General features: G+C 71.8%; 6 protein-coding genes and 3 tRNA genes. 7 read left to right on the forward strand and 2 right to left on the reverse strand.

Annotation, left to right across the window (positions count from 1 at the left end; all coding sequences use genetic code 11):
* Positions 1–101 precede the first annotated feature (101 nt).
* From H5J30_RS16275 to H5J30_RS16285, 3 genes are all read left to right on the forward strand, one after another.
* A tRNA-Gln gene (locus H5J30_RS16275) sits at positions 102–173 on the forward strand.
* Between the two features lie 24 nt (positions 174–197).
* Positions 198–270, forward strand: a tRNA-Glu gene (locus H5J30_RS16280).
* Positions 271–306: 36 nt separating this feature from the next.
* Positions 307–382, forward strand: a tRNA-Glu gene (locus H5J30_RS16285).
* A gap of 491 nt (positions 383–873) precedes the next feature.
* Here the strand turns inward: H5J30_RS16285 and H5J30_RS16290 are convergent.
* Entirely contained in the window at positions 874–1,590 is a 717-nt protein-coding gene (locus H5J30_RS16290; RefSeq protein ID WP_047018299.1) for an IclR family transcriptional regulator, read from the reverse strand.
* Positions 1,591–1,756: 166 nt separating this feature from the next.
* On the opposite strand from H5J30_RS16290, the gene leuC reads away from it, so the two are divergent.
* The 4 genes from leuC (at position 1,757) to H5J30_RS16310 (ending at position 4,904) form a co-directional block, all read left to right on the forward strand.
* Positions 1,757–3,169 (forward strand): 3-isopropylmalate dehydratase large subunit, encoded by a 1,413-nt coding sequence (gene leuC, locus H5J30_RS16295; RefSeq protein ID WP_181788151.1) that lies wholly within the window; start codon positions 1,757–1,759, stop codon positions 3,167–3,169.
* Between the two features lie 3 nt (positions 3,170–3,172).
* A complete protein-coding gene (gene leuD, locus H5J30_RS16300) occupies positions 3,173–3,784 on the forward strand; it encodes a 3-isopropylmalate dehydratase small subunit (RefSeq protein WP_181788152.1) in 612 nt (203 codons plus the stop codon).
* Between the two features lie 126 nt (positions 3,785–3,910).
* A complete protein-coding gene (locus tag H5J30_RS16305) occupies positions 3,911–4,123 on the forward strand; it encodes an SCO5555 family protein (protein ID WP_181788153.1) in 213 nt (70 codons plus the stop codon).
* Between the two features lie 127 nt (positions 4,124–4,250).
* Positions 4,251–4,904, forward strand: a complete 654-nt coding sequence (locus H5J30_RS16310) for an HU family DNA-binding protein (RefSeq protein WP_181788154.1) — start codon at positions 4,251–4,253, stop codon at positions 4,902–4,904.
* A gap of 201 nt (positions 4,905–5,105) precedes the next feature.
* On the opposite strand, the gene H5J30_RS16315 is transcribed toward H5J30_RS16310, so the two are convergent.
* Complete coding sequence (locus H5J30_RS16315; RefSeq protein ID WP_181788155.1) at positions 5,106–5,309, reverse strand: hypothetical protein; 204 nt, start codon at positions 5,307–5,309, stop codon at positions 5,106–5,108.
* Positions 5,310–5,405 lie beyond the last annotated feature (96 nt).

Consider the following 5,405-nt stretch of genomic DNA (forward strand, 5'->3'; position numbering starts at 1 on the left):
AACCCGTTTTGGAGTGCGGTCCGCGATCGGGTAATGTTCTGTCCGTCGCCGGGAACGGCGGCCACCGGAACAGGGCCCCCGCAACGGGGGTTGTGTTTTGGTGGGGTATGGTGTAATTGGCAGCACGACGGATTCTGGTTCCGTTAGTCTAGGTTCGAGTCCTGGTACCCCAGCGCAACGCAGTTGCAGATGTGCTCGCCCCCGTTGTGTAGCGGCCTAGCACGCTGCCCTCTCAAGGCAGTAGCGCCGGTTCGAATCCGGTCGGGGGTACAGGTCCTCTCCATCGCGAGGAGGGGATCGTCCAAGGCCCCCGTTGTGTAGCGGCCTAGCACGCCGCCCTCTCAAGGCGGTAGCGCCGGTTCGAATCCGGTCGGGGGTACCACCACGGAGAACTCGGCCCGTCCCCGCTTCGGCGGGGGTGGGTTTTTTTTGTGTGTCCTTGACAGGCGAGCCATGCCGGGCGAGGCTTCCGCACGCTGGATGCCATGTCCATATTGTGCATGACGCTGCCCGCGTACGCGGCGCCGGTGCCCGACGGGCGGGCGAGGAGGGCCTGATGGCAGTGCACCCCCTCCGCGTGCCCCGCCGCAGATTCCTCAGGGAGATCCTGACCGGGGGTGCGCCGGATCCGTCGGACCCCGCGCGCTGCTGTGGACCGCGAGCCTGGTCCACGAGGCGCTGCCCGCCGCCGACTTGGCCGACCTGGCCGCCGCGGTGGGCGGCACCCGCACCGCGCGGCTGCGACTCGCCCGACCTCGTCACACCGGCCTCGGCCGGGCCGGGCGATGTGCACGAACGGCGTGTGCGCGCACACCGTCCGTGACAGGACGGCCGTGGCGTACTGCCACCGCTTACGCGCCTGCGCGCTGCGGCTCAGCCCGTCCTGCGCAGCGCGTCCGTGAGCCGCGCCGCGGCGTCCACGACCGCCTGGGCGTGCATCCGCCCCGGGTGCCGGGTCAGCCGCTCGATCGGTCCGGAGACCGAGACGGCGGCCACCACGCGGTTCGACGGGCCGCGTACGGGCGCGGAGACGGACGCGACGCCCGGCTCCCGCTCCCCGACGGACTGGGCCCACGCCCGGCGCCGTACGCCCGACAGGGCCGTGGCCGTGAACCGGGCGCCCTGCAGCCCCCGGTGCAGCCGCTCGGGCTCCTCCCAGGCGAGCAGCACCTGCGCCGCCGAGCCGGCCTTCATCGGCAGCGTGGAGCCCACCGGGACGGTGTCGCGCAGGCCCGAGAGCCGCTCGGCCGCCGCGACGCAGATCCGCATGTCGCCCTGGCGGCGGTAGAGCTGGGCGCTCTCGCCGGTGACGTCCCGCAGGTGCGTGAGCACCGGGCCGGCCGCGGCGAGCAGCCGGTCCTCGCCGGCCGCGGCCGCCAGCTCGGCGAGCCGGGGGCCGAGGATGAACCTGCCCTGCATGTCCCTGGCCACCATGCGGTGGTGTTCCAGCGCCACCGCGAGGCGGTGGGCCGTGGGGCGGGCGAGACCGGTCGCGGAGACCAGCCCGGCGAGGGTGGCCGGACCGGACTCCAGCGCGCTCAGTACCACAGCCGCCTTGTCGAGTACGCCGACGCCGCTAGAGTTGTCCATGCAACGATACTCGCGTCTCACACTGTGAAACGCAAGTTCATATTTCCGGTGAACGCGTCACCCTGGACGGACCGGTCCCCGTCCGGAGCGGGGGGAGCGGGCGGTGCCGGCGGCCGCCGGCCCGGACATGCACACGCAGTTCGCAATCGACGACGATGGGAATGCGATGGGAAGGACACTCGCGGAGAAGGTCTGGGACGACCATGTCGTCCGGCGCGCGGAGGGCGAGCCCGACCTTCTCTTCATCGATCTGCACCTGCTGCACGAGGTGACCAGCCCGCAGGCGTTCGACGGCCTGCGCAAGGCGGGCCGGCCGGTGCGCAGGACCGACCTCACCATCGCCACCGAGGACCACAACACCCCGACCCTCGACATCGACAAGCCCATCGCCGACCCGGTCTCGCGTACGCAACTGGAGACCCTGCGCAAGAACTGCGCGGACTTCGGCGTCCGGCTGCACCCGCTCGGCGACGTCGAGCAGGGCGTCGTGCACGTCGTCGGCCCGCAGCTGGGGCTGACCCAGCCGGGTACCACCGTGGTCTGCGGCGACAGCCACACCTCCACGCACGGCGCCTTCGGCGCGCTGGCGTTCGGCATCGGCACCAGCCAGGTCGAGCACGTGCTCGCCACGCAGACCCTGCCGATGGCCCCGTTCAGGACCATGGCGGTGACCGTCAACGGCGAGTTGCCCGACGGCGTCACCGCCAAGGACCTGATCCTCGCGATCATCGCCCGCATCGGCACCGGCGGCGGTCAGGGCTACGTGATCGAGTACCGCGGCGAGGCCGTCGAGAAGCTCTCGATGGAGGCGCGGATGACGATCTGCAACATGTCCATCGAGGCCGGCGCGCGCGCCGGGATGGTCGCGCCGGACGAGACGACCTTCGCGTACCTGAAGGGCCGCGCGCACGCCCCCGAGGGCTCCGGCTGGGACGCGGCCGTCGAGTACTGGCGCACGCTGCGCACCGACGACGACGCGGTCTTCGACCACGAGGTCGTCATCGAGGCCGCCGAACTGGCCCCGTTCGTCACCTGGGGCACCAACCCCGGGCAGGGCGCGCCGCTGTCGGCGCAGGTGCCCGACCCGGCGTCGTTCAGCGACGCCAGCGAGCGGCTGGCGGCGGAGAAGGCGCTGGAGTACATGGGCCTGACCGCCGGGCAGCCGCTGCGCGAGATCGCGGTCGACACCGTGTTCGTCGGCTCCTGCACCAACGGCCGGATCGAGGACCTGCGCTCCGCCGCCGAGGTGGTCGGTGGGCGGCAGGTCGCCGACGGCGTACGGATGCTGGTCGTACCCGGCTCCGTACGGGTCGCGCTGCAGGCCGTCGAGGAAGGGCTCGACAAGGTGTTCACGGCCGCCGGGGCCGAATGGCGGCACGCCGGTTGCTCGATGTGCCTGGGCATGAACCCCGACCAGCTCGCCCCCGGCGAGCGCTCGGCGTCCACCTCCAACCGCAACTTCGAGGGCAGGCAGGGCAAGGGCGGCCGTACGCACCTGGTCTCCCCGCAGGTCGCCGCGGCCACCGCCGTGACCGGCCGGCTGTCCTCCCCGGCCGACCTGATCACCGCGGAGGTCTGATCCATGGAAGCCTTCACCACCCACACCGGGCGCGCCGTGCCGCTGCGCCGCGGCAACGTCGACACCGACCAGATCATCCCGGCCCACTGGCTGAAGAAGGTCACCAGGGACGGCTTCGAGGACGGCCTCTTCGAGGCGTGGCGCAAGGACCCCGAGTTCGTGCTGAACAGCGCGGCGTACCGGGGTGCGAGCGTCCTGCTGGCCGGCCCGGACTTCGGCACCGGCTCGTCCCGCGAACACGCCGTGTGGGCGCTGCAGAACTACGGCTTCAAGGCGGTCGTCTCGTCCCGCTTCGCCGACATCTTCCGCGGCAACTCGCTCAAGAACGGACTGCTGACCGTCGTGCTGCCGCAGGCGGACGTCGAGCGGCTCTGGGAGCTGGTCGAGGCCGACCCGCGGACCGAGGTGACCGTCGACCTCCGGGCCCTGGAGGTGCGCGCCGGCGCCGCGTCCGGCGCGCCCGCGTTCACCACCTCGTTCGAGCTGGACGAGAACGCCCGCTGGCGGCTGCTGAACGGCCTCGACGACATCAGCATCACCCTTCGGTACGAAGCCGACATCGCCGCTTTCGAGGCGGCCCGACCGGCGTTCAAACCGCAGACCGTACAGGGCTGACCGGCGGTTTCCGCCCCAGCCGAGGCCCCGCGCCCGCCGCCGACAGGTGGCGGGCGCGGGGCTTTGTGCGCCGGTGGGTTGGCCTGCCGCCGGGCGACAACTCACCGCAGATGACACAATCGGCGCATGGAACCCGACGGCCAACTCGCGCTCTACGAGGCCGTCGCCGCCGGGCTGAAGGAGGCCCACCGCAAGGTGCGCGAGGTGGCCGCGACGGACGCCGAACGGGCAGAGCTGACAAGGCGCCTGCTCGCCATCACGGGTGCCGCGAAGCACGATCTCGCCGGAGCCGCAAGGCGGCTGGAGCGGCTGCGGCGGGAGCTGGACGCGCGCTCGTAGCGGGAGTCCGTTGCGACACAAGGGTGATGAGAGACGTTTTGCCTTTGATTTGCGGTATATATCTGCCTAACGTGCGAAAAAGCTTGAACATTTCGTTCCGGCAATCAATGCCTCAGAAGGGGAAGACGTGAACAAGGCCCAGCTCGTTGAAGCTATTACCGACAAGATGGGTGGCCGCCAGCAGGCCGCCGACGCCGTGGACGCCGTCCTCGACGCGATCATTCGTGCGGTCGTCACCGGCGAGCGCGTATCGGTCACGGGCTTCGGCTCTTTCGAGAAGGTGGAGCGCCCGGCGCGCTACGCCCGCAACCCCCAGACCGGCGAGCGCGTCCGGGTCAAGAAGACCTCCGTGCCGCGGTTCCGCGCGGGCCAGGGCTTCAAGGACCTCGTCTCCGGCACCAAGCGGCTGCCGAAGAACGACACGGCCGTGAAGAAGGCCCCGAAGGGCAGCCTGACCGGCGGCACCAAGACCACCGCCAAGGCCGCCGCCAAGAAGGCCACCAAGAAGAGCGCCGCCAAGAAGGCCACGGCGAAGAAGACGACCGCGAAGAAGACCGCGGCCAAGAAGGCCCCGGCGAAGAGGACGACGGCCAAGAAGTCCTCGGCCAAGAAGACGACCGCCAAGAAGTCCTCGGCGAAGAAGGCGTCCGCCAAGAAGACGGCCGCCAAGAAGTCGGCCAAGAAGGCCCCGGCGAAGAAGGCGACCGCCAAGAAGGCGCCCGCCCGCAAGGCCGCCGGCCGGCGGACCACGGCGAAGAAGACCACTGCCAGGAAGCGATGACGGACCCGGCGCAGGGTCCGCAAGCGGGGCCGGCTCCCCTCGGGGAGACCGGCCCGCGGCATGTCCGGGCCCGGCCGTGCGCCGCCGTACGGGCCGGAGCCCGGGCCCCGGCCTCCGCCCCGGCCCGCAGCCGGGTCCCCGAGCCGTTCCGCAGCCCGCTCGGCGGCCCGTACGGCAGCCCGTTCCGCGGCCCGGTCCGCCTCACAAGGTCTGCAGCGTCACCAGGACGATCCTGCGCGCCTCGCCCGCGCCCTCGGTCTCGATCCGCACCCGCTGCCCCGGCCTGAGCAGCCGCAGGCCCCCCGCCGCGAACGCGGCGCCGTCGAAGGGCAGCGGCGTGCCGTCGTCGAGGAGCACGCTGCCGCTGCGGGTCTGCGGGTCGTACGTGAACGCTGTGGCCTGCATGGGCCGCAGGCTACCGGCCGCCGCTCACCCGCACACGCCGTCGGACGCCGCCCGTGTACCCGGGGCGTGCCCGGGGAACGGGCAGCGGGCCGCCCG

Origin of the sequence: Streptomyces phytophilus, assembly GCF_013870535.1 — a bacterium.
Classification (GTDB): Bacteria; Actinomycetota; Actinomycetes; order Streptomycetales; family Streptomycetaceae; genus Streptomyces; species Streptomyces phytophilus.

Excerpts from the sequence above, each read along its gene's own strand:
- H5J30_RS16290 (WP_047018299.1), bottom strand. The coding sequence starts at position 1,590 with ATGGACAACTCTAGCGGCGTCGGCGTACTCGACAAGGCGGCTGTGGTA.
- leuC (WP_181788151.1), top strand. The coding sequence starts at position 1,757 with ATGGGAAGGACACTCGCGGAGAAGGTCTGGGACGACCATGTCGTCCGG.
- leuD (WP_181788152.1), top strand. The coding sequence starts at position 3,173 with ATGGAAGCCTTCACCACCCACACCGGGCGCGCCGTGCCGCTGCGCCGC.
- H5J30_RS16305 (WP_181788153.1), top strand. The coding sequence starts at position 3,911 with ATGGAACCCGACGGCCAACTCGCGCTCTACGAGGCCGTCGCCGCCGGG.
- H5J30_RS16315 (WP_181788155.1), bottom strand. The coding sequence starts at position 5,309 with ATGCAGGCCACAGCGTTCACGTACGACCCGCAGACCCGCAGCGGCAGC.